Annotated in this window: 24 protein-coding genes; 9 read left to right on the forward strand and 15 right to left on the reverse strand. The window is 61.9% G+C overall.

All coding sequences use genetic code 11. The features are described from left to right. Nucleotides 1–136: 136 nt before the first annotated feature. Nucleotides 137–640, forward strand: a complete 504-nt coding sequence (locus tag ACT6VE_RS08695; RefSeq protein WP_444798207.1) for a hypothetical protein — start codon at nt 137–139, stop codon at nt 638–640. Nucleotides 641–676: 36 nt separating this feature from the next. Here ACT6VE_RS08695 and ACT6VE_RS08700 read toward each other — a convergent pair whose 3' ends face one another. The 9 genes from ACT6VE_RS08700 to ACT6VE_RS08740 all read right to left on the reverse strand — a co-directional run bounded on the left by ACT6VE_RS08700 (nt 677) and on the right by ACT6VE_RS08740 (nt 11,046). After that, nucleotides 677–1,189, reverse strand: coding sequence for a 2'-5' RNA ligase family protein (locus ACT6VE_RS08700; protein ID WP_444798208.1), 513 nt, complete (start codon nt 1,187–1,189; stop codon nt 677–679). 135 nt (nt 1,190–1,324) lie between these two features. Next, entirely contained in the window at nt 1,325–3,550 is a 2,226-nt protein-coding gene (locus ACT6VE_RS08705; protein WP_444798209.1) for an adenylate cyclase, read from the reverse strand. Between the two features lie 286 nt (nt 3,551–3,836). Beyond that, complete coding sequence (locus ACT6VE_RS08710) at nt 3,837–4,715, reverse strand: DMT family transporter (protein ID WP_444798210.1); 879 nt, start codon at nt 4,713–4,715, stop codon at nt 3,837–3,839. Between the two features lie 151 nt (nt 4,716–4,866). Further along, complete coding sequence (locus tag ACT6VE_RS08715) at nt 4,867–6,300, reverse strand: aldehyde dehydrogenase family protein (RefSeq protein WP_444798211.1); 1,434 nt, start codon at nt 6,298–6,300, stop codon at nt 4,867–4,869. 12 nt (nt 6,301–6,312) lie between these two features. Next, nucleotides 6,313–7,044 carry an MBL fold metallo-hydrolase gene (locus ACT6VE_RS08720; RefSeq protein WP_444798212.1) on the reverse strand — a complete coding sequence of 244 codons (732 nt, stop codon included), beginning with the start codon at nt 7,042–7,044 and terminating at the stop codon, nt 6,313–6,315. After that, nucleotides 7,044–8,135: an ABC transporter ATP-binding protein gene (locus tag ACT6VE_RS08725; protein WP_444798213.1), complete on the reverse strand. Its 1,092-nt coding sequence runs from the start codon at nt 8,133–8,135 to the stop codon at nt 7,044–7,046. Before ACT6VE_RS08725 ends, ACT6VE_RS08720 begins: the two co-directional genes overlap by 1 nt. Continuing rightward, complete coding sequence (locus ACT6VE_RS08730) at nt 8,132–8,920, reverse strand: ABC transporter permease (RefSeq protein WP_444798214.1); 789 nt, start codon at nt 8,918–8,920, stop codon at nt 8,132–8,134. Before ACT6VE_RS08730 ends, ACT6VE_RS08725 begins: the two co-directional genes overlap by 4 nt. A 1-nt stretch (nt 8,921) precedes the next feature. After that, entirely contained in the window at nt 8,922–9,785 is an 864-nt protein-coding gene (locus ACT6VE_RS08735) for an ABC transporter permease (protein WP_444798215.1), read from the reverse strand. A gap of 184 nt (nt 9,786–9,969) precedes the next feature. Beyond that, nucleotides 9,970–11,046: a polyamine ABC transporter substrate-binding protein gene (locus ACT6VE_RS08740; RefSeq protein ID WP_444798216.1), complete on the reverse strand. Its 1,077-nt coding sequence runs from the start codon at nt 11,044–11,046 to the stop codon at nt 9,970–9,972. 129 nt (nt 11,047–11,175) lie between these two features. Here ACT6VE_RS08740 and ACT6VE_RS08745 point away from each other — a divergent pair, with 129 nt between their 5' ends. The 3 genes from ACT6VE_RS08745 (at nt 11,176) to ACT6VE_RS08755 (ending at nt 13,448) form a co-directional block, all read left to right on the forward strand. Next, nucleotides 11,176–11,802 carry a TetR/AcrR family transcriptional regulator gene (locus ACT6VE_RS08745; RefSeq protein ID WP_444798217.1) on the forward strand — a complete coding sequence of 209 codons (627 nt, stop codon included), beginning with the start codon at nt 11,176–11,178 and terminating at the stop codon, nt 11,800–11,802. 7 nt (nt 11,803–11,809) lie between these two features. After that, nucleotides 11,810–12,202 carry a YybH family protein gene (locus ACT6VE_RS08750; protein WP_444798218.1) on the forward strand — a complete coding sequence of 131 codons (393 nt, stop codon included), beginning with the start codon at nt 11,810–11,812 and terminating at the stop codon, nt 12,200–12,202. Between the two features lie 262 nt (nt 12,203–12,464). Next, nucleotides 12,465–13,448: an N-acetylmuramoyl-L-alanine amidase gene (locus tag ACT6VE_RS08755; RefSeq protein ID WP_444798219.1), complete on the forward strand. Its 984-nt coding sequence runs from the start codon at nt 12,465–12,467 to the stop codon at nt 13,446–13,448. Between the two features lie 149 nt (nt 13,449–13,597). Here ACT6VE_RS08755 and ACT6VE_RS08760 read toward each other — a convergent pair whose 3' ends face one another. Then, a complete protein-coding gene (locus ACT6VE_RS08760) occupies nt 13,598–14,770 on the reverse strand; it encodes an aminotransferase (RefSeq protein WP_444798220.1) in 1,173 nt (390 codons plus the stop codon). A 17-nt stretch (nt 14,771–14,787) separates the two neighbouring features. Further along, complete coding sequence (locus tag ACT6VE_RS08765) at nt 14,788–15,804, reverse strand: LysR substrate-binding domain-containing protein (RefSeq protein ID WP_444798266.1); 1,017 nt, start codon at nt 15,802–15,804, stop codon at nt 14,788–14,790. 297 nt (nt 15,805–16,101) lie between these two features. On the opposite strand from ACT6VE_RS08765, the gene ACT6VE_RS08770 reads away from it, so the two are divergent. From ACT6VE_RS08770 to ACT6VE_RS08790, 5 genes are all read left to right on the forward strand, one after another. After that, entirely contained in the window at nt 16,102–17,190 is a 1,089-nt protein-coding gene (locus ACT6VE_RS08770; protein WP_444798221.1) for an ABC transporter substrate-binding protein, read from the forward strand. Nucleotides 17,191–17,270: 80 nt separating this feature from the next. Then, nucleotides 17,271–18,305: an ABC transporter ATP-binding protein gene (locus ACT6VE_RS08775; RefSeq protein WP_444798222.1), complete on the forward strand. Its 1,035-nt coding sequence runs from the start codon at nt 17,271–17,273 to the stop codon at nt 18,303–18,305. Further along, nucleotides 18,302–19,156 (forward strand): ABC transporter permease, encoded by an 855-nt coding sequence (locus tag ACT6VE_RS08780; protein WP_444798223.1) that lies wholly within the window; start codon nt 18,302–18,304, stop codon nt 19,154–19,156. The genes ACT6VE_RS08775 and ACT6VE_RS08780 overlap by 4 nt, the downstream gene beginning before the upstream one ends. Then, nucleotides 19,153–19,950 (forward strand): ABC transporter permease, encoded by a 798-nt coding sequence (locus tag ACT6VE_RS08785; protein ID WP_069063048.1) that lies wholly within the window; start codon nt 19,153–19,155, stop codon nt 19,948–19,950. Before ACT6VE_RS08780 ends, ACT6VE_RS08785 begins: the two co-directional genes overlap by 4 nt. A 49-nt stretch (nt 19,951–19,999) precedes the next feature. Then, nucleotides 20,000–20,782: a carbon-nitrogen hydrolase family protein gene (locus ACT6VE_RS08790; protein WP_444798224.1), complete on the forward strand. Its 783-nt coding sequence runs from the start codon at nt 20,000–20,002 to the stop codon at nt 20,780–20,782. Between the two features lie 16 nt (nt 20,783–20,798). On the opposite strand, the gene ACT6VE_RS08795 is transcribed toward ACT6VE_RS08790, so the two are convergent. From ACT6VE_RS08795 to ACT6VE_RS08810, 4 genes are all read right to left on the reverse strand, one after another. Then, the gene (locus ACT6VE_RS08795) at nt 20,799–21,515 is read right to left on the reverse strand and encodes a hypothetical protein (RefSeq protein WP_444798225.1); all 717 of its coding nucleotides are present in this window, start codon (nt 21,513–21,515) and stop codon (nt 20,799–20,801) included. Nucleotides 21,516–21,710: 195 nt separating this feature from the next. Beyond that, on the reverse strand, nt 21,711–23,381 hold the full coding sequence (locus ACT6VE_RS08800) for an amidohydrolase (RefSeq protein ID WP_444798226.1): 1,671 nt from the start codon (nt 23,379–23,381) through the stop codon (nt 21,711–21,713). A gap of 20 nt (nt 23,382–23,401) precedes the next feature. Then, nucleotides 23,402–24,583, reverse strand: coding sequence for a serine hydrolase domain-containing protein (locus tag ACT6VE_RS08805; RefSeq protein ID WP_444798227.1), 1,182 nt, complete (start codon nt 24,581–24,583; stop codon nt 23,402–23,404). A 77-nt stretch (nt 24,584–24,660) separates the two neighbouring features. Beyond that, the gene (locus ACT6VE_RS08810) at nt 24,661–25,695 is read right to left on the reverse strand and encodes an extracellular solute-binding protein (protein ID WP_444798228.1); all 1,035 of its coding nucleotides are present in this window, start codon (nt 25,693–25,695) and stop codon (nt 24,661–24,663) included. Between the last annotated feature and the right edge of the window lie 6 nt (nt 25,696–25,701).

Genomic DNA, 25,701 nt, shown 5'->3' on the forward strand with positions numbered 1-25,701 from the left:
CCAAACGAATTTCTGCTTAAAGGCGGCGATGGGCTCTTCACCTTGTCTTTGCCCTTGGGTTCGGAAAGCAGTTTCCCGCGCGGCATGCGCGTGCTAGGCAGTCGCGCTTTGATCGAAGGACAGCGGGCGAGATTTCATGAGCGTTGGATTGTATGCTGACTACGTCACGGATTTGAGGAGGCTGTTTTCGGAACTGGATCGTCATCCGGACCTCTTCCAGAGTTTTGACGCGCGCCTCGAACTGGCAGCAGCCGGTGGCCTTGTCGTCTACGAGACGAAACGGCGCAAAGGTCAGACAGACAGCCTCTACTATGGTCGCTCCGCTGCGACTGTCGCCAACCAGCAGATTTCACAGGCGGCATCCTTCGCTGCGAGCGACCGGTTTTTCGCTCTTGGCCAGTTCGTGGCCTTGACCGGTATCGGGGCGCAGACGCGTGCGTTGGACGGGCAGTATCCGCATTGCGCTGTCAATTTTTCCTATCGCAAGAAGGGGCAACCCAAAGCCATGTCCATGCTCATGGTGTTCATCGGGTTCAACGATGAAGCGGACGCACTGGCGTATGTGTCGGCGAGCGACGATGCATCTGTCTTTGTTGCCGAGCGGCCGTATCGCGGGGTGCGGGCTTACGAGTGGAAGTGAAGAAGCCGGGGCGCTCTGTGTTTATAGCCCGGCTGATCACCGGCGCGCAGAAAACAGGCACGATTCGAGCGGCGCCCATGGCCCGTCGAGATATTGCCAGATATCGATGCCGATGATCCTGATCTTGCCGGGAACGAAGTCCTCCGAAAGCATCTCGAAGAGCACATCGGCCTGGGTGTGGGGCACGCCGTTCTGCACGGTGATGTGAGGTCGCCACCTCTGAAGGTCCTGTGGGCCGAGCGACGGTAAAAGATGCGTCCGGAGATTTGACCGCATTTCCATGAGCTCCGGGGATGTGATCGTGAAAGCCGTTCCCGCACCGAGATGACGAACGGCGCTGACCTCTGCCAGGATCTGCCGGTGTCCGACTGTCTCGATGCGAACGCGCGTGCGAATGTTTTCAACATCTTCGCAGGGCAATTTATGAAACATGGTGAGGTGGGCGCGCAGAAAATTGCGTTTGGCTGGGAAATGCCGGCTGCGAAGCACGTCGAACGGAAAGAGGTCCGCCTCCTCGATCCGCGCCGTGATGATGACCGGAGCCTTCATAAGCGGCGCCTCAAAAAGATTGCCGCTCTGACGGCTTCGCGAAGCAGGGTGTACAGACCCCATATCCCGGGAATGGGGAGGTGCGCAATCTCGGGCGGTTCTGTGTGAAGGGCGTGGTGTGTCGCATCTTGTACGCTACGGAGCAGAAAAAACGGCTGCGGCCGAATCCACGACGGGGTCGACGCCGGCGGGTAGGGGCATTCCCGCTTTGCGAAGCGCGGAGAGCAGGCGCAACTGGTCCTTTGACGGGATATTCCTTATCTTGAGCTCCGCCGCAATATTCCGGATGAAATCCGGCCGTATCCGAATGAATGTCTCGCCTGCCTGTCGCGCGTCCTCCGGCAATCCGGCATCCGCATAGATAGTGGCCGCCACGACATGGAAGAGGGGAAACTTCTGTAGATCCGCTTGCCGGATTCCGAAGGCCGCCGCCTGAGAGTTACCAAGCATATAGGCCGCGAATGCGCGAGTTCCGCGATAATATCCGCCTCCGCCCGGGTTGAGGGCAAGCGCCTGATCCAGAAGTGCCGCGCCTCGCTCCCATTGACCACCGATGGCCAGCCTGGTTCCGAATTCCCCGATCAGTTCCGTATCGTTCGGATTCGTCGCCAACGCCTGCTCCCCGATCCGTATCGCCTCGGCTAATTCCTGATTGAAGAACAGCGCCGTCATCAGTGCCTGAAGGCCACGAACGTTGGCGGGGTCCAGCTGGATGGCAGAGCGTGCTGCCTGAAGCGCTCGCCGCAGAGGTGCATCGGCGTCGGATTTCGGATTGAATTTAAACCGCTCCTCATCGAGATACAGAATGGAAAGCATTGCCCAGGCAGTGGCATATCCCGGATAGCGTGCGACAGCCCCTTCCAGACAGTCACGAACCTCCGCATGACGCTCGGCGCTCAGCTCCGCCCGATAGGCGTAGAAATTCAAGGTGCAGGTGTAAGCTCCAAGATCATCGGGCGGCATTTTGGCGTTACTCGCCCGGGCAATAATGCCGTATGGCTGCGCGATGGTCGCCGCCACCTTGTTTGCAACGTCGGTCTGGATAGCGAAGAGGTCGCGGGACCGCAGATCATTCTCATAATCCTGCGACCACAGGATTGCACCGTTGCTGGTGTCAAGAAGCCTTGCCGTCACCCGGATGCGACTGCCAGCCGTTCGCACGCCGCCGGAGAGCAGATAGGACGCATCGTAGCCATCCCGAACCTGCGACACGCTCACATCCGGCGGCAGGGACTGCGACGTTTCGCGGCCGAACACCCTTATCTCCTTGAAACGGGGGAGGGCGGTCAGCAGTTCTTCGGTCAAGCCGTGTGTATAGATTTGAGCCTCGGGACCGTCGCCGAGGTTGGCAAAGGGGGCGATGACGAGCGTTGGGAGTGCAACCTCAAGCATATCCGTCTGCTGGATGGAGGTGTCTCCCATCATTACACGGCTGATCCCGTAGGCCGAAGCGACCAGCCCGGCAATGACAACAACCGCAACCAGCATCCGGCTTCTGACCTGCCAGCGAGGGCCTGTGGGCGGATCGGCGTGTACAAACGACCGGGACTGGCTGTCGGTCGGCGCCTCCGAACCCTCGCTGTGCCAGGAAAAGACCGGAACATATCCACCCTTCGGCATGTCAATTCTTACGGGATCGTGTTGTCCGGCAACGAGATAGTAGCGTTCCAGTGCGCGTCGCAGCCGGCCCGCTTCGATCCGCACGACTGGGTCGTCCTGCGAGAAATTCTCGGATCGCTTGAACACTTCGATCGCGATGGAATACCCTTTAATTCGCGCTTCGCGCCCTGCCAGGGCCTCTTCGACGATATAGGTCAAGAAAAGGCGGGCTCGCCCCGTTTTGGGGAATTCGAGGCTTGAATCGAGACGCGCCAGCTGAGCGCGAATGTCCTGCGGCCCCGGCGGCGGGCGCCTAGACGACCCGCTGCGTCGTTCGAGTGCCCCTCCGTCCGCGCATCGCTGCTCGTCTATTCTGGGAGGCGCATCGTCCGGCATGCTTCTTATGGAGAAGCTCGGAACATAGCTGCCCTTGGGAATGTCGATGACGATCGGATCTGCCTTGCCGGACGTCAGGTAGTATCGTTCCAGGGCGCGGCGGAGATGGCTGGCAGCAATGCGGACGATTGGATCTGCCTGTGGATCGAAGGTATCGCTCCTTCCGAACACCTCAAGCGCAATGGTATAGGCCTTTATGCGATTGCCACGGCCCGACAGTGTCTCCTCGACCACATATTCGAGCAAGCGGCGCTCGCGGTGGGTTGCATCCAAGGCAGCATTCTTTTGTATCCGCGCGAGTTGGCCGCGGCACGCGATGGCGTCTGGTCGCGATCCTTCCGCCCCAGAATAGGCAGTATAAATCATGACGTCCCCCGAGTGTGAAAGCACGGGGCCGCGCCGGCCACGGCTTTGCCTCACACCAACTTCCGACGAAATGCTATACATTGCGGGTGTGGGTCGCAAGAGCGACAACCACCGCGTGGTTACTGGATAACAGCAGGCCCGTTTTTCAGAGTTGCGGTTTCCAGACATCAACCTCGCGTCGGCAGCCCACAGGCACGGAGTCTCGGCGCAGAAACGTCATCAACGTGCTGATCCTGCTTGCGCGGATCAGCACGGTCATGCGGGCGAAGCAAGCGGATGGCTGAAATCAGCCCCGCCGCGCGACAAGGATGCCCGCAAGCACGATCAACCCGCCCACAGCCTGCATCATCCCGACCGGTTCAGAAAGCAGGAGCCATGCAAGGATTGCCGCGACGACGGGCTGCAACAACAACGTCAACGATGAAAAGGCTGTCGGCAGGTAGGCCAGCGCGTAGGTCACGAGGCCCTGGCCACCGACATGGCAGATAAAGGCGAGGCCGACGACCATTGCCCAGCCGAAGAGGGTGACGGGCACAACGCTGCCTTCGAAGAACAAGGCGATCGGCAATAGGCAGACGGCGGCAGAGAAGGTGGTCCAGACCATGATGCGCAGCGTTGAAAAGCGCGACCGGATGCGTCCGACCGAAAGCATGTAGCAGGCGTAGAAGAGGGCCGCGACGATTGCCGTCGCATCGCCCGCTAGCTGCCCACCGCCAATGGCCGCCGGTCCACCTTTCAGTACGATGACGCCGATCAGCGCCAGGGCCAGTCCCGTGAGGAAGATCGGCGTGATGCGCGTACGAAAAATCAGCCAGGAGCCCAGCGTCACGAAGACCGGCGCCAGATTGGCAAGAAGCGTCGCATTGGCGACGGAGGTCATTTGCAGCGAAAGGTGCCAGGCGCCCAGATCACAGGCAAGAAAGACGCCAGGCAGCAACAAGAAGAGATAGTCGCGCAGGCCGGAAGGCTGCTCATCTCCTTGCTTGGTCGTCTGCGACATCAGGAGGAACGGCAACAGGGCGAGCGAGACGCGCCAGAACGCCGTTGCCATCGGCCCCATTTCGGAAAGACGCACGAAGATCGGCGAACCGCCTATGGCAATGCCGCCAATCAGGAGGGCTGCCAGCGCAAGGCGGTTTTGCGGGGAGGAGGCAATCTGGGACAAGGCAGCAGTCCGATGGGCGGGAAAGCAGCGGGCTATCAGACCGGGCCGGCTTGAACCAGATGGATCGTGCTAATTTAGCGGAAAAGTTTGGCCGTAATCGAAAGACGGCGCTCCTTCAAGCGCCGTCTCCAGATCGTTGACCAGGCTAGTCTCAGGCCGCGTCGGGGCGGTGAACGGTCTTCACTTCAAGGAAGTCTTCCAGCCCGAACATGCCGCCTTCACGGCCGTTGCCGGACTGCTTGTAGCCGCCGAACGGGCTGCCATAGCGATGCGGTCCGCCGTTGATGTGCACCATGCCGGCGCGCAGCTTTGCGGCGACGCGTTCCGCGCGGTCGGGATTGCCGGTCTGGAGATAGGCGGCAAGGCCGTAGGCGGTGTCGTTGGCGATCGCGATTGCTTCCTCTTCGGTGTCGAAGGGGATGATCGCGAGCACGGGACCGAACACCTCTTCACGCGCGATGCGCATGTTGTTGTTGACGTCGGCGAAGATCGTCGGCTTGACGAAGTAGCCGGTCTCGAAACCCTCCGGCTTGCCGGGGCCGCCGACCAGGACACGTGCGCCTTCCGCCACGCCCGCCTCGATCAGCGCCTGAACGCGGCCGAACTGGACGTGCGAGACGAGCGGACCGATATGTTCGCCGGCCTCTTCCGGATTGCCGACCTTGGCTTCCTTGCCGGTGCGTTCCGCAATTTCGACAACCTTGTCATAGACCGAACGCTCGACGAGCATACGCGTCGGCGCATCGCAGGACTGGCCGGAATTGTTGAAACATTCGCGCACGCTGCCGGCGACGCGATCTTCAAGGTCGGCATCGGCGAAGACGAGGTTCGGCGACTTGCCGCCGAGTTCCAGCGTCACGCGCTTGACCGTCTCGGCTGCATCCTTGCTGACGGCGATGCCAGCGCGGGTGGAGCCGGTAAAGGACATCATGTCAACGTCCTTGTGCTTGGAAAGGGCTGCACCGCACTCCAGGCCATCGCCGTTGACGAGGTTGAACGTGCCCGCCGGGAAACCGGCCTCGTGGACCATCTCCGCATAGAGCAGGGCATTGAGCGGGGTGAACTCCGAGGGCTTCAGCACGCAGGTGCTGCCCGTCGCCAGTGCCGGCACGACCTTCAGCGCGATCTGGTTGATCGGCCAGTTCCACGGCGTGATGAGACCGCAGACGCCGATCGGTTCACGGCGCACGACGTCGCCGTTCGGCAGCACTTCGCGGGCCTTCAGGCGCTTCAGGCCGTCGATGAAGCCCTGGAGGTGGCCGACGCCGACATCCGCCTGCTGTTCGGTGCTCATAGAGATCGGCGCGCCGAGTTCCAGCGTGATGGTGCGTACCATTTCCTCATAGCGGCGTTTGTAGATTTCCAGCAACTTTTCGAGCAGTGCCAGGCGTTCTTCGACGCTGGTCTGGCTGTAGGTCGCAAACGCCTTCTTGGCAGCGGCGACGGCGCGATCGATATCGGCGGCGGTGCCCATGGAGATGACCGCGATCGGCTTTTCCGTCGCCGGATTGATTACCGGAAGGTCATTGGGCTTCAGCGGATCGACCCACTGGCCATCGATGTAGAATTTGCGCTTGTCGAGCATTCTGGTCTCCCGTCAGTTCTTCAGTTTTTCATCGAGCCAGCCCTTGATGAGCTGGCGGTATCGTTCCCCGCCGAAGCTTGGGAAATGGCCGCCATGGACCAGCCGCACCGGCAGGGTCATGAGCCGCTCCATCGAGGCGATGTAATCCGCCAGGTTGGAATGGTAGGTGTCCTCGATCAACGGTCCATCGTAGACGATGTCGCCGGAGAAGAGAATTTCTGTCGCCTTTTCGTAGAGCGCAATACCCCCCGGGGAGTGGCCCGGCGTGTGGATGACCTCGAACTGGCGGTCGCCGAGGTCGATGACGTCACCGTCTTCGAGGATACGCGTCGCCGGGGCTCGTTTCACCGCATAACATTTCGAGCAATAGGGTTCGGGCGGCAGCGCGTCGAAGATGTCGTCGGTGACGTAGGGGTCGGCGAGCGTGTTTTCCCGTGTCGGGTTGGCGAGAAGATCGGCCTCGGCCGAATGCACGGCGCGGCACTCGAACTCGTGATGGCAGCCGATATGGTCGAAATGCGTGTGGCTCGCCACCGCGATCAGGTCACGCTCCGTCACAAGCGGCACCCATTCGCGCAGGGAAACGACGCCCATGCCGCTATCCACCAGCATGTCGCGCTCACGTCCGCGGATGTGCCAGACATTGCAGCGATAGAATTCCTGGATATAGTGCTCGGAAATAGCCGTCACGTCGTCGTCGAGGCGACGCACGCTGTACCAATCCTCCGGGCGGATGCGCTGCATTACTGTCCCACTCCCGCTCCGTCCTGAAGCACGACGATGCTATCCGCCTTCAGCCGAAGGTCAAGCTCTGCGCCGACTTCCGGCATCTCTGTTTGTGGCAGGTGCGCCGTCAGCGCCAGACCGTCCGCCGCGACATGGCAGCGATGATGCGTGCCGAAGAAGGCGCTGCCGATAATACGTCCGCGGCCGAGCGAGACGGTCGGGGTTACTGCATTGGCGCTGCGGAAATGCTCGGGTCGGATGCACAGCGTCACGTCGCGGCCCGCAACGGGAAACCCGGATACGAAGGCGGAGGCGGGCAGGGCGACGCGGCCGAGCACGGTTTCCACTTCTGCTTCGTTTGCCGCCGTGCCGCAGATCTTTGCGGGCAGGAGGTTCACCTCGCCCATGAAACCTGCGGAAAACAATGAGCGCGGACGCATGTAGATCGAGGCGGGGGTGCCGACATCCTCGATGCGGCCCTTGTTCATCACCACGATGCGGTCGGCGATCGCCATCGCTTCCTCCTGGTCGTGAGTGACATGCACGAAGGTCGTGCCGACACGCTTCTGGATCGCCTTCAGCTCATCCTGCATCTGCCGGCGAAGCTTCAGGTCGAGTGCGCCGAGCGGCTCGTCGAGCAGCAGCACGTCCGGATCGACGGCAAGCGCGCGGGCAAGCGCCACGCGCTGTCGCTGGCCGCCGGAAAGCTCGTGCGGCTTCTTGGCGGATGATGCCTTCAGGCCAACGAGGCCGAGCAGCGAAAACGCCTTCTCGTATCGTTCCGCCTTGCCCATGCCGCGCATGCGCAGGCCGAAGCCGACATTGTCGCGCAGGCACATATGCGGGAAGAGTGCATAGTCCTGGAACATGGTCGTGGTGGGCCGCTTGGCTGGGGAGACATGGGTCATGTCACGCCCGCCGATCGCGATCGTGCCGGAGGTCGGTTCGATGAAGCCGCCGAGGATGGAAAGCAGGGTCGTCTTGCCGCAGCCGGAAGGGCCGAGCAGAACGATGAACTCGCCGGCGGCGATATCCAGCGAGACATCGTCGAGTGCCCGGAAGGCACCGAAGACCTTGGTGGCGTTACGAATGGAAACGTCGGCGGTCATGAGGATTTCCCGGTTTTGCGGAAGACGGTGAGTTCCATGAGGATGAGGAACGCGACCGAGATGAGGAAGACGACGCTGCCGATGGCATTGGTCCGGGGATCGAGACCGGAGCGCAGCATGCTCCAGATCTCGACCGGCAGCGTGACGTCGAAGCGCGACAACAGGAAGGCGACGATGAACTCGTCCCAGCTGAAGGTGACGGAGAGGAAGAAGGCGGCGAGGATCGACGGCAGCAGCATGGGCGCGGTGATGAGCAGCATGACCTGCCAGTCCTTTGCGCCAAGATCACGCGCCGCTCGCTCGATATTCACCTGATGTCCGCCCATGGAGGCATAGATGATGGCAAAGCAGAGCGGCAGGTTGATCACCACATGGCCGATTCCGACGGTCAGGAGCGAAAGCCGCATGCCGGTGAGGTTCAGCACCGAGAGCAGGCCAAGGCCGATGATCAGCGTGCTGACCGTCATCGGCGCGACGATAAGGCCGCGCAACAAGCCTGAGGCCGGCAATGTATAGCGGGCGAAGGCGTAGGCCGCGAGGAAGCCGAGGATGCAGGCGACCGCCGAGGAAAGGACCGCGACGATCAGCGAGTTGCCAAGCGCCGCCATCAGCTTGCCATCGGAAAAGATCGCCTCGTACCAGCGCAGGGTCAACCCGTTGAGCGGCGGCACGGGAAGCGTACCGTCCTGGAAGGAGAACAGCACCAGCACGATGACCGGCAGGAAGATGAAGAGGTAGATCAGGCCGGCATAGAGTACGGCGAGCGTCGTGGTGAGGTGTCGCATGTTACGTCCTCTCCATCTTCAGCCAGCGCGCGCAGGCGATATAGGCAAGCGTGACGACGGCCATCAGCACCAGCGACATCGCGGCCGCCATCGGAAAATCAGCGCGCCGGCCGAGTTGCAGCATGATGACCTGCGGCAGGACCAGTTCGTTGTTGCCGCCGAGAATCTGCGGCGTGATGTAGTCGCCGATGCACAGCACGAAGGTCAGGAATGCGCCGACCATGACGCCCGGCAGCGTCAGCGGCAGCACGACATGCCAGAAGGTTTGCAATGCGTTGGCCCCGAGATCAGCCGCCGCGCGCCGATAGTTCGGCGAAAGCTGGATGAGGTTGGCATAGATCGTCAGCGTCAGCAGCATGACGAAGAAGTGCACGAAGCCGATGACCGTGCCGGTGCGGTTGGCGGAGAGCTCCAGCGGTTCGGCGATCACGCCGAGCCAGAGCAGCGCCTGGTTGACGACGCCGCCCTTGGAGAGAACCAGCAGCCACGAATAGGAGCGCACCACATAGGACGTCCAGAACGGCAGGATCGCCATGACGAGGGCAAAGCGCTGCCACTTTTTCGGCACGCGCTCGGCGATGATCCAGGCGAGCGGGTAGGCGAGGACGATGGAGATGACGGTGACGACCGCGGTGATCTCGAGCGAGACGACGAGGCCTTTGAATAGGTGCGCCTTCCCGAAGAAGGCGATGTAGTTGTCGAGCGTCCAGGTGGCGACAATCTCGCGCCCCTGCCGCGTCCAGAAGCTGATCGCCGCCATGTAGGCGAAGGGCACGAGGAAGAAAAACCCCGTCCAGAGCAGCGCCGGCAGGGCAAAGGCCCAGGCCTTGCGGCGTTCCGCGCGCTCATAGGCAGTGGCAGTCATGGGGGCAGGTCCTCGTCGGTGCTCGGAGCTTGGATTCTCGGGTCAAGCCCGAGGATGACGAAAGAAGAGAAGCGGGGTAACGCAGAAACGATATCGCAGGCCGCACCGTTCGGTGGGGCGGGCTAACACCCTCCCCACCGTCATCCTCGGGCTTGACCCGAGGATCCATGCTTCCCCAAGATCCTTACTGCTGCAACATCTCCGTCCAGACATCCTGCATCGCCGCATCCATGTCGGCGTCGGCCACCGGGTAGAGTTGCGAGTTCTTCAGGTATTCCGGCTGCTTGTCCCAGCGCAACGCCGCCTTCTGCGGATCGGTGAGGTGCGCGCCCGCCTTGGCATTTGCCGGCATCGCCCAGTAGCAGGAGGAGGTGGCAAGCCGCGCCTGGCCCTCGGGGCTGACGATATATTGCACGAATTTCAGCGCGAGATCCTGCTTTTCGGAGGTCTTGAAGACGCCGATAGACTGTGCCCAGCGCAGCGCACCCTGCTTGGGGATCGTCCAGTCGAGATTCGGCTTCTCCGCCGAAAGACCGGCTGTCAGCCATTCGCCGCCACCGACGACGATATCGACTTCGCCAGTCGCAAGTGCGGTCTGCGAGGCGACGACGTCGCTCACCTGGCGGGCGACCTTCTTCATCTCGAAGAGCTTTTCCTTGATCGCCGGCAGGTCGTCCTGCTTGAGATCCGCCGTCTTCTTGCCGATGCCAACGCCGGTCAGGCCGACCATCGGCAGGTAATAGTCATAGAGCGCGATGCGGCCCTTGTACTTTTCCGACCAGATGACCGAGAGGTCGTCCATGTCGGCCGGGTCGACCTTCGTTTTGTCGTAGGAAATCGTGTTGTAGCCGAACTTTTCGGTAATGGCGTAGACCTTGCCGTCCTTGGTGGTCGTCTCTTCCATGCGCACTTCCGGGAAGAGATCGCCGAGCGGCAGCTTGTCGGCCGGCATTTCGCCGAGAATGTCCATGTCGATGGCGCGCGGCACGTCGACGGCGTCGATCACCAGTACATCCCAATCGCCGGGGCGGGACTGCTCGATGATCGAGATCGCAGCCCCCGTGCCTTCATATTCCTTGAGATTGACCTTGACGTTGTTGGCCTTCTCGAAGGGCTCGACCAGTGCCGGATCGGTATGGTCGCACCAGACCAGCGCGTTCAATTCGTCCTGTGCCTGCGCGGCGGCCGATGACAGGGCGATGGCGCCTGCGGCGGCGAGAAGCATGCGGCGGCGGAGACCGCCGGAAACGGTTTTGCTCATTATCTTTCCCTCTGGTGCAGGCTTTCGGCCTTTGCGGATGGCACTCGTCGCGATGCCTTGAGAAAAAGATTGAACGAGTTCATTTTTTAAGTCAATCTCATTTTTGAGGAGATTCCAACGGAGGATTCCATGGCTGGATTGCGTGCAAAACAGAAGGCGGACAAGACGCGTCGCATTCTCGAATCCGCGACCACGCTGTTTCGCGATCAGGGCTATGACAGTGCCCGCATCGAGGACATCGCCGAGATGGCAGAAGTCTCCGTCGGCACGCTCTACAACTATTACCAGAACAAGGGCGACATCCTTGTCGCGACCGTGGCCATGGAAGTCACGGAAGTGCTGGAGGCCGGCGCCCGCATCGTCGCCAACCCGCCGCTAAACGTTGCCGAGGCGTTGCGCACGCTGATCGAGCAGTACTACGACCACTCGCTCTACTATCTCTCCAAGGAGATGTGGCGCACCGCGATGGCTATCTCCATTCAGCAGCCGGACACGCCGCTTTCCCGGCGGTACACGGAACTCGACGGCCAGCTTTGCGCCCAGGTGGTCCAGCTCATCGAAACATTGCAGGTGCGCGGCGTGGTCCATGCCGGCGTGGACGTGAAGGCTATGGGTGAGGTTTTCTTCAACAACCTCAACATGATGTTTATCGAGTTCTGCAAGGTGGACGCCATGCCGCTGGAAGACTTGAAGACGCGGGTCAATGCCCAGCACGCGCCGATTGCCACCCTTATCAGCAGCATCAAGATCGTTTGAGGAACGCATGACCGAAACGGAATCCACCGTGCTTTCCGCCGCCGATGCCTTGGTCAGCGCTTTCGCGCGGCACGACCGTGATGCCTATTTCGCCGCCTTCGCACCCACCGCGACCTTCCTCTTTCACAATCTCGCCCATATGCTCGAAGACCGTGCCGCCTACGAAGAGGAATGGGCGCTCTGGGAGAGCCGCGACGGGTTTCGCGTGCTCGGCTGCCGCTCGACGGACCGCCAAATCCAACTCGTCGGCGATGTCGCGATCTTCACCCACGCCGTCGAGACCGATATCTCGATGGGCGGCGAGACGATGACGAACAACGAGCGTGAAACCATCGTTTTTTCACGCGATCCGACAGGTCGGTGGCTCGGCGTGCACGAACATCTCTCGGTTCGCCCCTGAAGCGCCGAGATTTCGTACTCGCGCCTATGCGCGGTTTTCCATGCGCTTAATCAATTAAAGATTGCGATGTCGAGGCAGAGTGATATTCTGCCCGCTAATATACGAAAATGCAGGTCTGGAGTTTTCGCGCCGTGGTTTCACGACGCGGACGTGCCTGTTTATGCCCGCAGCAAATTGATTTCGGGGGCCGCCATGCTTTGCATCGGCGGGGATATTTTCGCATCGGTTCGACATCAACCGTCCATTCCACGGGAGCGCTTCCATGGATACGAAATACGGCTTTACACGTTTCACCCTCACAGAATTCGAGCAATGGCTGGGAACGATCTCGGTGACCCGCGTGATCGACAAGGTGCAGGAACACCACACCTGGAGCCCTCGGTATGCGCAGTTTACCGGCAACAACCATTTCGAGATGCAGAAGGGCATGCGCGATCATCACGTCAACCACAATGGGTGGGCGGACATCGGCCAGCATTTCTCCATTTTCCCGGATGGCATGATCGTCACTGGCCGTCCGCTGAACAACACGCCGGCCTGCATTTACGGCAACAACAGCCGGTCGGTGTGCATCGAGAATGTCGGTGACTTCGACACGGGAAAAGACCAGATGGCCGACGCGCAGAAGGAGGCGGTCGTCAAAGCCACCGCCGCACTGGTTCGTCGGTTCAACCTCGCTCCGGTGACCACCAACAATATCGTCTACCATCACTGGTACGATCTCAACACGGGTCAGCGGACGAACGGCACGGGCGTCACAAAGTCCTGCCCCGGCACGGCGTTCTTCGGCGGAAACACCGTTGCCGACTGCCGGAATAATTTCCTCCCGCTTGTCGAGCAGGCCTTGACCGGCGTGCCGTTCTCGCCATCGGCTGCAACGCCCACCTATGGCGTCGTCGTTTCCGACACGCTGAATGTCCGGGTCTCGTCAAGCGCCTCGGCCGCTTCTGCCGCAACACAGGGGCCGCTCGAGGCCGGCGCGATCATCCGCGTTTTCCGGGAAGAAAACGGCTGGTACAAGATCGCCAATTCCAAGGAATACTGGGTCTATGGAAAATGGGTCAAACCGGTGACCCAGCGCATCGTGAACACGGACGATTCGAAAGGGCGTGCCGGCCCCGGAACCTCATTCGAAATCCTGCGGAGCTTCATGAAGGGCGAGGTGGTCTATGTCCACGAGACATCCGGCAACTGGTCGCGGATCGCACTTGACGAACTCTGGGTCAATTCCTCGTTGATCGGCTGACGGAGTGATGCCCCGCCGTGCGGCAGCTGTCGCCGGTGATCAACGCGCCTTCGATGCCGAGCGCCTCCGGGTGACGCCTGCATCCTTATAAAACGCGCTCCAGACGGTTATCTCAGGAGCGCGTCATTCAACCGGTAACAAACACCGGATCAGCCAAGGACGAATCGATTGAGCCGATCCTTCAAGAGAGCGATCGTGTCGACGTCTGCATTGGCGAAGGCGAAGCGCAGATATCCTTCCTGCCCTGCGCCAAAGTAGCTGCCCGGCAGGCAAAGCACGCCGGCTTCCTTGGCGAGCCTTTCGGCCACCACGGCGGACGGCGTTTCGCCGAACGGATGGCCGATGAAGGCAAAATAGGCGCCGACAGCACCGACACGCCAGGCGGGTACGGCGGCCATGGTGGAGAGCAGGCCTTCGACGCGCCGCGCAATTTCGCGACGGTTTTCCTCGCGCCAGTCGGCCAGCAGGGGCAGGGCGGTGGCAACCGCGGCCTGGGCGGAGCGCGGCGGACAGATCTGCAGGTTGTCCATGATCTTTGCCACCTGCTCGACAACCCCGGCGCCGGCCGTGATCGCACCGAGACGATGGCCGGGGATGCAGAAGGATTTCGAGAAGCTGTAGAGGCTGATAAGCGTGTCTTCCCAGCCCGCCCGACCGAAGAGGTCATGTGGACGACCGGCTCCGGCCGGCAGAAAGTCACGATAGGTCTCGTCGAGGATCAGCCAGACGCCGCGTGCGGCGCAGAGTTCGTAGATCGCTGCAAGCAATTCCGGCGGATAGACGGCCCCGGTCGGGTTGTTCGGCGAGACCAGGGCGACGGCGCACACATCCGGCGTGATGCCGGCGGCGAGCGTTGCAATGTCCGGCAGGAAACCCTTTGCCGGGTCGCAGGCGGCGAACCTGGTCTTGATACCCAGCATGGCCAGGGTGGTTTCCTGGTTGAAATAGTAGGGGTCGGTCATCAGCACGGCATCGCCGGCGCCAGCCACGGCCATGGCGGCGCAGATGAAGGCCTGGTTGCAGCCGGCCGTCACATGGATGTTGCCGGCGGAGAGCGCCACGCCGTAACTCTCGGAAACATGCGCCGCATAGGCCGCGCGCAGCGAATCCTCGCCCTCGATCGGCCCGTAACCGGTATAGGCGCGCGAGGCGGCATATTCGCCAAGCAGGCGCAGCATGTCCGGGTGCGGCGGATAGCCGGGTACGGCCTGCGAGAAATCAATCATCGGGCCACTGCGGCCATCATAGGCATCGCCCCAGGCGAAAACCGAGGGGATGGGCGGGGCGGCGAGGGTTTCGACGAGCGGATTGAAGCGAGGCATGGTCATTTCCGTTAAAATCAGGCGCGGGTCTTGCGTTGGGGATTGGCGGTGGCCCGGCGTTTGGCCGGGGCCGAAACCGGACGATGGGCCTCGACCAGACGGTTGCCGCGGCCGCGCAGATGCGTGCGGGCGGAGGCCTGCGGTTCGGGCAGGGTTTCTTCGAGGGCGGCGAAGACCCAGTCGATGAACACTTTGACGAGGGGTGACTGGCGGACGGACGGACGGCAGGCGACATAGAAGGCGTCGTTGGCCGGCACCGTCAGATCGAACGGCACGACGAGTTCGCCGCGGGCGATCAGGTTGCTGGCGGTGATCGTATCGCCGAGCGCAATGCCCTGGCCGTGCAGCGCAGCCTCGGTGGAAAGGCGGGCGTCGCTCATGAAATGCTGGCGGCCGCGCACCATGTCGAGCGCATCCGCTGCCGCCAGCCAGGTGTTCCACTCCCTGCCGTCGTCACCATGGAACAGGGTGTGGTCCGCAAGGTCGCGTACGGAGCGCAGCGGCCGGCTGTTGAGCAGCGTCGGGCTGGCGACCGGGAAAAGCTTGAGATGCGACCACAGCCGCGTCCAGCTATCGGGCCAGTTGCCGTCCCCATAGAGCATGCAGACATCGGTATCGAGCGAACGCAAGTGGTCCGGATCGTTGGAGGCGATCAAGGTGACGCGCACGCCGGGATACTGGTCGGTGAAGGTGTTGAGGCGTGGGATCAGCCAGAGCGAGAGAAGTGCGGGCACGCAGGTGACGGTGAGATCGCCATGGGCTTCCGGCTGCTTCATCAGGGCCGTCGCCGCCGCGATCTCGCCGAAGGCATTGGTGACGGCGGGCAGCAGCAGCGCACCCTGCGGCGTCAGTTTCAAGCGTTTTCCGCCGCGCTCGAAAAGCGTGGTTTCGAGAGATTCTTCAAGTGCACGGATCTGGTGGCTGACGGCGCCGTGTGTGACGTTCAATTCCCGCGCCGCAGCCGAAACGGCGCCGCGGCGGGCGGTCGCCTCGAAGGCGCGGAGCGGGTTGAGCGGTGGCAGGCGCGAGGCCATATAGGGGGATCTCACATGTGAGTTTTTCTCACGGCAATTTCTATAACAACGCTAATTGCTTTTCCAAGCGTTTTATTACGATACTGTAAAAAACGAGGGCAAAGCCCCGGGGGACAATCAGGAGGCTTCAGGCGCTGGAGACGGCGTGGCACGCGTCAAATGGCGTGCAAAAATCTTCTCGAAAATCCGAACCCGATTGCTTTCAGGCCTTCCGTGGCGCAAAGCGCCTGGCGTAGAATACGACAATGGGAACGCTCCGATCGGATCAACGGTCGGCCTAACAGGAGAAAGACGACTATGCGTGACATCCTCAAGACCAATGTCAGCCGCCGCGCGGTGCTGGGCGCCGGCGTTGCCGGTGCTTCGCTGCTCGCCATGCCGGCCGTGCTGCGTGCACAGGACAAGTCGCTGAAGGTCGGCGTCTACGGGGGCTACTTCAAGGACTCCTTCGACAAGAACATTTTTGCCGAGTTCACCAAGCAGACGGGCATTGCCGTGGAATCGGTCGCCGAACCGACGGGTGAGGCCTGGCTCGTCCAGCTCGAACAGGCCGCCAAGGCAGGCCTGGCGCCCGCCGACGTCTCGATGATGTCGCAGGTCGCCATGCTGAAGGGCCAGTCGACCGAGCTCTGGGCACCGCTCGACATGGCGAAGATCCCGAACGGCTCGAACCTGATCGACCATTTCGTCAACAAGTATCCGGACGGCCGTGTCGCCGGCATCGGTGCTGTCGCCTGGTACATCACGCTCGTCACCAACACCGATGTCTTCAAGGAAGCGCCGACCTCCTGGACCGCGCTGTGGGACCCGGCGAATGCCGACAAGCTCGGCCTGCTCGCCCTCGTCTCCAACTCCTTCCTGCTCGAAGTGACGGCAAAGACCCATTTCGGCGGCACCAATGCGCTCGACACTGAGGAAGGCCTCCTCAAGGCCTTCGAAAAGCTTGCCGAAGTCAAGCCGAACGTGCGCCTGTGGTATCGCGACGAAGCGCAGTTCGAGCAGTCGCTGAAGTCCGGCGAAATCCCGATGGGCCAGTACTACCACGACGTGACGGGCCTTGCCGCCGCTGACGGCCAGCCGGTCCGCTCGACCTTCCCGAAGGAAGGCGGCATCATGGATTCCGGTTGCTGGGCGCTGTCGCGCGCTTCGACAAAAGTCGAGGAAGCCCACATCTTCATCAACTACATGAGCCAGCCGTCGATCCAGGCGATCCTGTCGCGCAAGGTCGGCACGGCGCCGACGGTCAAGCGCGACCTCATCGACCTGACCGCCGAAGAGTTCGCCGCGGTGTCCTCGGATATCGAGCCGATCATTCCGCGCTACGACCTCTACACCACCAAGGCCGACTGGCTGAACCAGAAGTGGACGGAAATGATCGCAGGCTGATGCCTGTCCATTTGTGAAGACAACCGACCGGCTGCCAATGCCGGTCGGTCCTCAAACCGTAAGCGCCGAACGGAGCTAAAATGTCCGGATTGACCCTCCAGAATATCGTCAAGCAGTTCGGCCAGTTTACGGCCGTCAAGAATGTCGAACTGACGGTGCCGCATGGCACGTTCGTCTGCCTTCTCGGCCCCTCCGGCTGCGGCAAGACCACATTGATGCGCATGGTCGCCGGCCTCGACCTGCCGACGAGCGGCGCGATCAAGCTGGACGGCAAGGACATTACCAACGTTCCGACGCACAAGCGCGACCTCGGCATGGTCTTTCAATCACTGGCGCTCTTTCCCCATCTGACGGTCGGCGAGAACATCGCCTATTCCCTGCGCATCCGCGGCATCGGCAAGGAAGAGCAGAAGAAGCGCGTCGACGAGCTTCTCGCGATGATCCATCTGACGGGCTATGCCGACCGCCCCGTGGCAAAACTTTCCGGTGGCCAGCGCCAGCGCGTGGCGATTGCCCGCGCTCTCGCCATATCGCCAAAACTCTTTCTGCTCGATGAGCCGCTTTCCGCGCTCGATGCGAAGCTGCGCGAGGCCATGCAGGTCGAGCTGCGCCAGCTCCAGCAGCGCCTCGGCATTACCACCATCGTCGTCACGCATGACCAGCGCGAGGCCATGACCATGGCCGATACTGTCGTCGTGATGAACAGCGGCGAGATCCGCCAGGCCGCGGCGCCCGTGGAAATCTACCGCCGCCCGGCCGACACCTTCGTCGCCGACTTCATCGGCATGACGAACCTCATCGATTTCAACGCCGACGGCAGTGGGGCCAATGTGCTCGGCGCCTCGGTTTCAGGTCTTGCCATTCCCGCAGGCCTGAAGTCCGGCATCATTTCGGTGCGCCCGGAAGACGTGCATCTCACCGCACCCGGCAACGCCCCGATCACTGGCACTGTCACCTTCGTGCGCGATCTCGGCGGCACGATCGAGACCTTCGTCGAAGCCGGTGGCAAGCAGATCGTCGCCGTCTCCATGCCGAACGCGCGGCCGGACGTTACCGTTGGTCAGTCGGTTGGCCTCCAGCTCAACCCCGCAGACTGCGTGGTGCTGAAGTCATGAGACGCGAGGCCCCGCAGAAATTCACCGACTATGGCCCGCTGTTCTTTCCCGCGGGCATGCTGATCGTCTTCTTCGTCGTGCCCTTCGCGACGATGATCGCCGTCTCGTTCTTTCGGCGCGATCCGTCCGGCTTCTACACGCCGGACTTCGTCTTCGACAATTACGCCCGGTTCCTCAGCCTGTTCTTCGGCAAGGTGCTCGGCTTCTCGCTGTTCCTCGCAGTCACCGTCGCCATTTGCTGCGTCGTGCTGGCCCTTCCCTTCACCTACCTGCTGTCGCGCGCCAAACGCCGGACGCAGGTGCTCTGGCTGGTCGCCTTGCTGTCGATCCTGTCGCTGTCGGAAGTCATTATCGGCTTTGCCTGGTCGACGCTGTTTTCACGCACCGCCGGCATCACCAACCTGCTTGTCATGCTCGGTGTGATGGACCAGCCGGTGGCATTGAACCCGAGCTTCGGCGCGGTGCTTACCGCCATGACCTACCAGGCACTGCCCTATACCGTGCTCGTGCTCTATCCCGCCCTCGTGCGGCTCGATCCGACATTGACGGAGGCCGCACGTACATTGGGCGCTTCGCCGATAAAGTCCTTCTTCACCGTCGTCGTGCCGGCGCTGCGCAACACCATCGTCGCCACGCTGATCATGGTTTTCATCTTCGCGCTCGGTTCCTACCTGCTGCCGCAGATTCTTGGCCGGCCGCAGCACTGGACGCTCTCGGTGCTCATCACCGACCAGGCGATCTACCAGTCGAACATGCCGTTCGCCGCCGCCATGGCCGTGTTCCTCGTGCTCGTCACGCTCGGTCTCGTCGCACTCACGGTCATCGCCGGTCGCAAGGGAGAAGCCGCATGACCGGGTTCCTGCAAAAGGCCTATTTCAGCCTCATCGGCCTCTTCCTGTCGCTGCCGATCATCGTCGTCGCCGGCGTCTCGGTGAACGAGAAACAGGATCTCGCCTTCCCGCCGAAGGGATTCTCGCTCGGCTGGTACGGTGAGATCTTCGCCAATGTCGAGTGGCGCAACGCGCTCTTCGCGTCGATCACGCTCGCGGCTCTTTCAGCCGCCGTGGCACTTCTCATCGCACTACCGCTCGCCTGGTTTCTCTGGCGCCGCCATGCGCCATGGGCGAACATCTTTCAGCTGCTCGGCGTCGCACCCTTCACGCTGCCGCCGGTCATCACGGCACTCGGCCTGCTCACCTTCTGGGCAACGACCGGCTTCTATGGCCAGCCGGCAACTGCCGTCATCAGCCACGCCATCTTCTTCGTGACGCTGCCGCTGGTGACGCTGTCGCTCGGTTTCTCTTCCATCGACCGCTCGCTGGTGGAAGCCGCCGCGACGATGGGCGCCGATGACCGCACGATCTTTCGCACGGTCGTCCTGCCGCTGATCCTGCCCTACCTCGTGTCTGGCTATGCGTTCGCCTTCGTATTGTCGCTCAACGAATATATCGTGGCGTACATGACGATCGGCTTCACGATGGAGACGCTGCCGATCAAGATCTTCAATGCGTTGCGCTATGGCTATACGCCGACGATGGCCTCGGTCACGGTGCTGTTCGTGGCGATCGCCGCCACCATCTTCGGGCTCGTCGCACGCTTCGGCGACCTGCCGAAGCTGCTCGGCGCCATGTCGTCGAAGGATTAGAGAAACGGTTACGCGTTCGGAAACTGTGTAAAGCAAAACGGGAGACAGCATGCGGATCGCCGCCCTCCAGATGCACGCCATTGCCGGTGACGGCGAGGCTAATATCGAGCACATCGCGGCCGCTGCCGCGGATGCCGCGGCCGGTGGCGCCAAGCTGCTGATCGTGCCGGAGCTTGCCGTCACCGGCTACGGGGCAGGGGAGGCGGCGTTTGCGCGGCTTGCCTCACCCGCGACCGGCGATGTTGCTGCGCGCCTCAGTGCCATTGCGCGGGAAAACGGCATTGCCATCGTTTCCGGCTTTGCCGAGCAGGAAGGCACGCTGACCTATAACAGCGCGCTCTTCACAGACGGCATCGGCACCAATGCCGTCTACCGGAAATCCCATCTTTACGGCGAGTACGAGCGCAATGTCTTCAAACCGGGTGTTCCAACCTCGGTCATGGTGGAGCTCGGCGGTGTTCGTCTCGGCATGCTGATCTGCTACGATGTGGAATTCCCCGAAAACGTCCGTCGCCTTGCACTTGCCGGCGCTGACCTCATCGTGGTTCCGACGGCGCTGCCGAAGGGGTCTTCCGGCACCTTCATTGCCAATCATATGATCCAGGTCCGCGCCTTCGAGAACCAGGTCTTCGTCGCCTACATCAACCATTGCGGCGCCGACGACAATTTCACCTATGCCGGCCTGTCGCGCATCGCCGCGCCGGACGGTAGCCTGATCGCGTCGGCTCCGGCGGAAGGCGAAATGTTGCTTTTTGCGGAGATTGCCCCCCGGGACTTCGCGCAATCGAAAACCGAAAACACCTACCTGGCCGATCTCCTGGGACGGGGCTGATTGCGCACCGGAGATTTCAGGGTTTCACCACGACCTGTATCTGGTTACCGGAGTACCCCATCGTAAAATCGTGCTCGACGCTCGCCGCGAACGCATCGCTTTCCCCGGGTCCCCACAACGCGATCTGCATCGGCCTGCCAGCGAGGCGAACCGAGGCGCGGTACGTCCCCAAAGGAATCCCGGTGACGGCAAGGCCTTCGCCGGTTGATCGCACGGTCTTCACATACGTCGCACCCGTCTCGGCATTCACAAGAGTGACCTCGGCCGCGCCGAGATCCGTGTAGTCCATGACGGCATTGTTGACGACGAAAATTCCGCCGTTGCCGTAGGGCATATCGGCGGAAGCCTCGATGGTGCCCGCCGTAAAATCACGGACCGTATCGGCGTTACCGGCAAAGGTGGAAAGATCGCTGGCGACCGTGTCGATGTTCGTCTCCCGCCCGCCATTGGCAACGACCTGATAGGCGTGGGCGGAGTACTCGCCCGGTGGCAGATGGTCGGTCTGGATACTATAGCGGCCATCTGCGCCGGTCACGGTTTCTGCCTTGATGCTTTCACCGTAGCCCATCAGTTGGTCGGCATTGAACGTCTGGTACACAACCTCGACATGGACGCCGCCCAGCGGTTCGCCCCGTTCGTCAACGACGATGCCGCTGACCGAGCCTGCAAATGCATGGGACGTCACCAGCAGAAAGGCTGCAACAAATATCCCGCGCCGATTCAATCGCACCATTCTCTCACTCCGAATTTCCCTCAACCTGCCATCAGACCGTCATGCGACGACCATTGGCCTGGCTTCAGGACGTTTCGGCTTGGTGCGAAATTCGGGTGCCGTCTTGGTATTTCCCGTCAAGCACTCCCCACGGTGACATATCCTCGACGAGGCCGCAGCCATCTGCTGGCCGCGTCGAGGATGCGCTTGTCGCTGTCAGGCCTGATAGGTCACGCGGCCGTCGCAGATGGTGGTGACGGGGCGGACTTCGGCGAGGCTCGCAAAGTCCGTTGCCTCCACGTCGGCCGAGAGCACGACGATATCGGCGAGGTAGCCGGCCTTCAGCACGCCCTTGCGATCTTCCATGAACTCCACCCAGGCGCCGTTCTTCGTATAGGCGGCGAGCGTCTCGTGCAGGGAAAGGCGCTCGTCCTTCATGCCGTCCTTCCAGACGTCGCGCGACATGGCGCACTGGATGCAGTTCATCGGGTCGAGTGGGGAGACCGGCCAATCGGTGGCGAAGACGATCTCCGCACCGGCATCGACCAGCGTGCGCCAGGCGAAGGCATAGGGCCAGCGCGCCTCGCCGATATAGGAGAGATACGGTTCGAGCGGCAGGCCGGCGCTCCCCGGCGGGTGGGTCGGCTGCATGGAGGCGACAGTGCCGAGCTGCTTGAAGCGCGGAATGTCGTCGGGATGCACGACCTCGATGTGCTCGATGCGGTTGCGGCTGTCGCGCTTGCCATTCGCCTTGATGGCGGCCTCATAGCCATTCAGAACCATGCGCACTGCGCCGTCGCCGATGGCATGCACTGCCACCGGCAGGCCAAGCTTGTCGGCCGTGATGGCGACATTGTCGAAATGCTCCTGCGAGAAGAGCGGATCGCCCTTCAGGCCCGGCTGATGGCAATAATCATCGACGAAGACGGCAGTGCCTGATTCCGTCACGCCGTCCATGAAGAGCTTCACGAAGTCCGAACGAAGGCGATCGGTATTGAAGCGCTCACGCCAGGCGGCGGCCTTGGTCTCGATGTCGGAGAGCGGCATGAAATTCTTCATGTGGAAGGGCATGCGCACGCGCACCGGCAGGCCGACCGTCTTCTCGATCTCGTCCAGCATTTCCAGCTGGTAGAGGCTACCGTCCATGTTCTGCAGCGAGGTGATGCCGAGTGAGGCGACGTAGGCGAGGCCTTCCTTGATGATATCGATGTCGCCGGCACGCTGTTCAGCAGTCACATTTTCCGGATCGCCGCCCGTGCCAACGCCGAGCATTTCACGCCCGCCTGTTTCGCTCAGTGCGGATACCGGGCGGATGGCGTTGCTTTCGCGCAGTTCACCATTGGCAAGGCCGTCCTCAGCCATGACGATCTCGTTGCCGATGCCGACATCGCCGCCTTCGAGGATACCACCAAGTTTGAGTGCCAGCGTGTTGGCCCAGGCGGTGTGGTGGTCAGGCGCGAAGATCAGCACGGCGCGATCCGGCAGGATGCGGTCGAGGTGGTGGCGCGTCATGCGCTCGTCGTCGGAGAGGATCGTGTAGTCCGCGTGCTGCGCGATCAGCAGGTTGCGCTCCGGATATTCTGCGGCATAGGCCTTCAATGCGTTTTCCAGCGCATCAAAGCCTTTCATGCCGTAGAGCGAAAGTTCGCGCAGCTCTGCGGAGCCGCCGAAAATGTGCATATGCGCTTCGTTGAAACCCGGAAGGACCGTTGCACCCTTGGCATCGATCACATGCGTGTCGGGACCGGAAAAGGCATCAATCTGGGCTTCGGAGCCGACCGCCAGGATGCGGTTGCCGGAAACGGCGACGGCGCTCGCGCGCGGATTCGCCTCGTCCATCGTCAGCACCCGCGCATTGCGGATGATAAAACTCGCTTCGGTCTGCATGGCGTGTTTCCTCGATGTTTTCAGATGGACCGGCGGCAGAGCGCCCGGAAGAAGGTGAACAGGTCCTGGTTTTCCTCGTCGCCCAGCGGCTCCGGCTGGGAGGAGAGCTTGACGATGACCGTCTCGGTGCTGGGATCGACATAGAGCCACTGACCGTGAATGCCGATTGCGGCAAAGGCGCCGTCCGCTTCGCCGGATTGATACCATTGGCTGCGGTAGCGTCCGTTCGGCAGGTCGACATTGCGGCCCTGCTGCCAGGCTTGCTTGTCGCCGTTCTCCTGCATGTCGCGGATCCACGCGACAGGTACGATCTGTTGGCCGTTCCGGGCGCCGTCGTTTCGCAGCAACTCACCGAGCCGGGCAAGGTCGCGTGCGGTCATGGAGACGCCGCCGGCGGTGCGCGGCGTGCCGATCGAATCGACCGTAATATCGGCGTTGCCCTTCGCACCCATCGGTTTCCAGAGGAGATCGGAGGTGAGGTCGGCGAAACGGGCGCCCGTGGCCCGCTCGATGATGACGCCGAGCAGATCGGCGTTCGGCGAGGCATAATAGAACGGGCCGCCATGCGGACGCTCGGCCTTCTGCAGGGTGAGCAGGAAGGAGGCCAGCGTTTCCGGCTCGGCGCCCGCCATCGGCGGGTTCCAGAGCATCGAGCGGCGATAGCGCGCGAAAGCGCCGTAGGGATCGAGATAGGCTTCTTCGAAATCGAGGCTGACGCGCATATCGAGCACGTCGCGGTAGGTGCAGTCGCCGTAGACACTGCCTTTGGCTTCCGGCAGGTAATCCGTCACCGGTCGGTCGGGATCGAGCAGACCCTCAGCCTCTAGAATACCGGAGACCACGGCCGTAAGCGACTTGGAAATGGAGAAGACGAGGTGCGGCGCGTTGGGATCGGCATGCGGCGCATAATATTCCGCGACGATCTCGCCCTTGCGCATCAGCACGAACGCGTCCGTGTGGGCGAATTCGAGGAATGCGCGGGCGGTCACCGTGCGGGCAAGGCCCGTTTCCATCGTCGCATCGAGAAAGGCGTCGCTGGCGAGCGGCTGCTCGGCGGTCGCGGCCTCGGCGGCGATCATCGCTGTCGGCACGAAGTCGCGAACGTTCTGAAAGGTCCAGCGGCTGAAAGGGGCGGTGCGCCAGTTGGCGAGCGTAACATCGGCGCGGGCAAACCCGTGCCTGTCCTTGAAGGTCTTGATCATGAAACATCCAACCGAAGTGCGGGAAGGCGAATTGCCTTCCCGCATACGGAAGTCCTCGTTTTATGCGGTCGAGCCGCTTACTTCTGCAGTTCGGTCCAGAGCTTGGTGTAGAGTTCCTGTACTTCCGGAGGGCAGGCAAGGTTGAACTTGCCGGCGGCCTTCAGTTCGGCCGGAATGGCAATTTCCGGCGCGTCCTTCATGTCCGCAGGCATGAAGGCTTCGGAGCCCTTGATGCCGTTTGCGTAGCGCGCAAAACTGGAGATCATGGCCGCGTTTTCCGGATCCATGATGAAGTTCATGAAGAGCTTGGCGTTGTCGACGTTCTTGGCGTCCTTCAGGATGGCGGCGTTGTCCATCCAGATCGGATAGCCTTCCTTCGGATAACCGTAATGGACGTCCTTGTTCTGCAGGCGGGCGCGGAACGATGCACCATTCCAGTTCACGCCGGCCGAAAGGTCGCCCTTCGAGTATTTCTCGATGTTGCCGTAGTCCATCGAGATCCACTTCGGCTTGGCGGCCGTGAGGATGTCGCGTGCCTTCTTCAGCACCGTCAGGTCGCCCGTGCAGGGCTCGCCGCCCGCATAGGTCACGACCATGTGCATGACGTCGGACATTTCCGGAACGACGTTGACCTTGCCAACGAGTTCGGCCGGCGGATCGAGGAAGATGGAGGACGTGTTGATGTCGCCGGAATAGACCGACGTGTTGACCGTCACGCCCGTCGTGCCCCACAGCCACGGAACCGTGTAGTGACGCCCCTTGTCGAATGGCACGTCAACCCACTGCGGGTCGACGTTCTTGAAGTTCTCCATCTCGTCGGGGCGCGATTCGAGCAAAAGGCCTTCCGAAATCCAGATCGGCACGACGCTGGCAGACGGCACGACGATATCGAAGCCGTGGCCGCCCTGGCGGATCTTGGCGAGCGCGGTATCGTTTGAATCGTAGTCGGTGACCGTCACCTTGACCTTATGGGCCTCTTCGAACTTCTTGATCATTTCGGGGCTGGTGTAATTGCCCCAGTTGAAGATGTTGAGTTCACCTTCGGCATGCGCGATGGCGGTGGAGGCCATCATGCCGGCCGCGAGTGCAAGCAATCCCAGTTTCAGTTTCATCGGCTG

The organism is Shinella sp. (assembly GCF_052438155.1).
GTDB lineage: Bacteria > Pseudomonadota > Alphaproteobacteria > Rhizobiales > Rhizobiaceae > Shinella.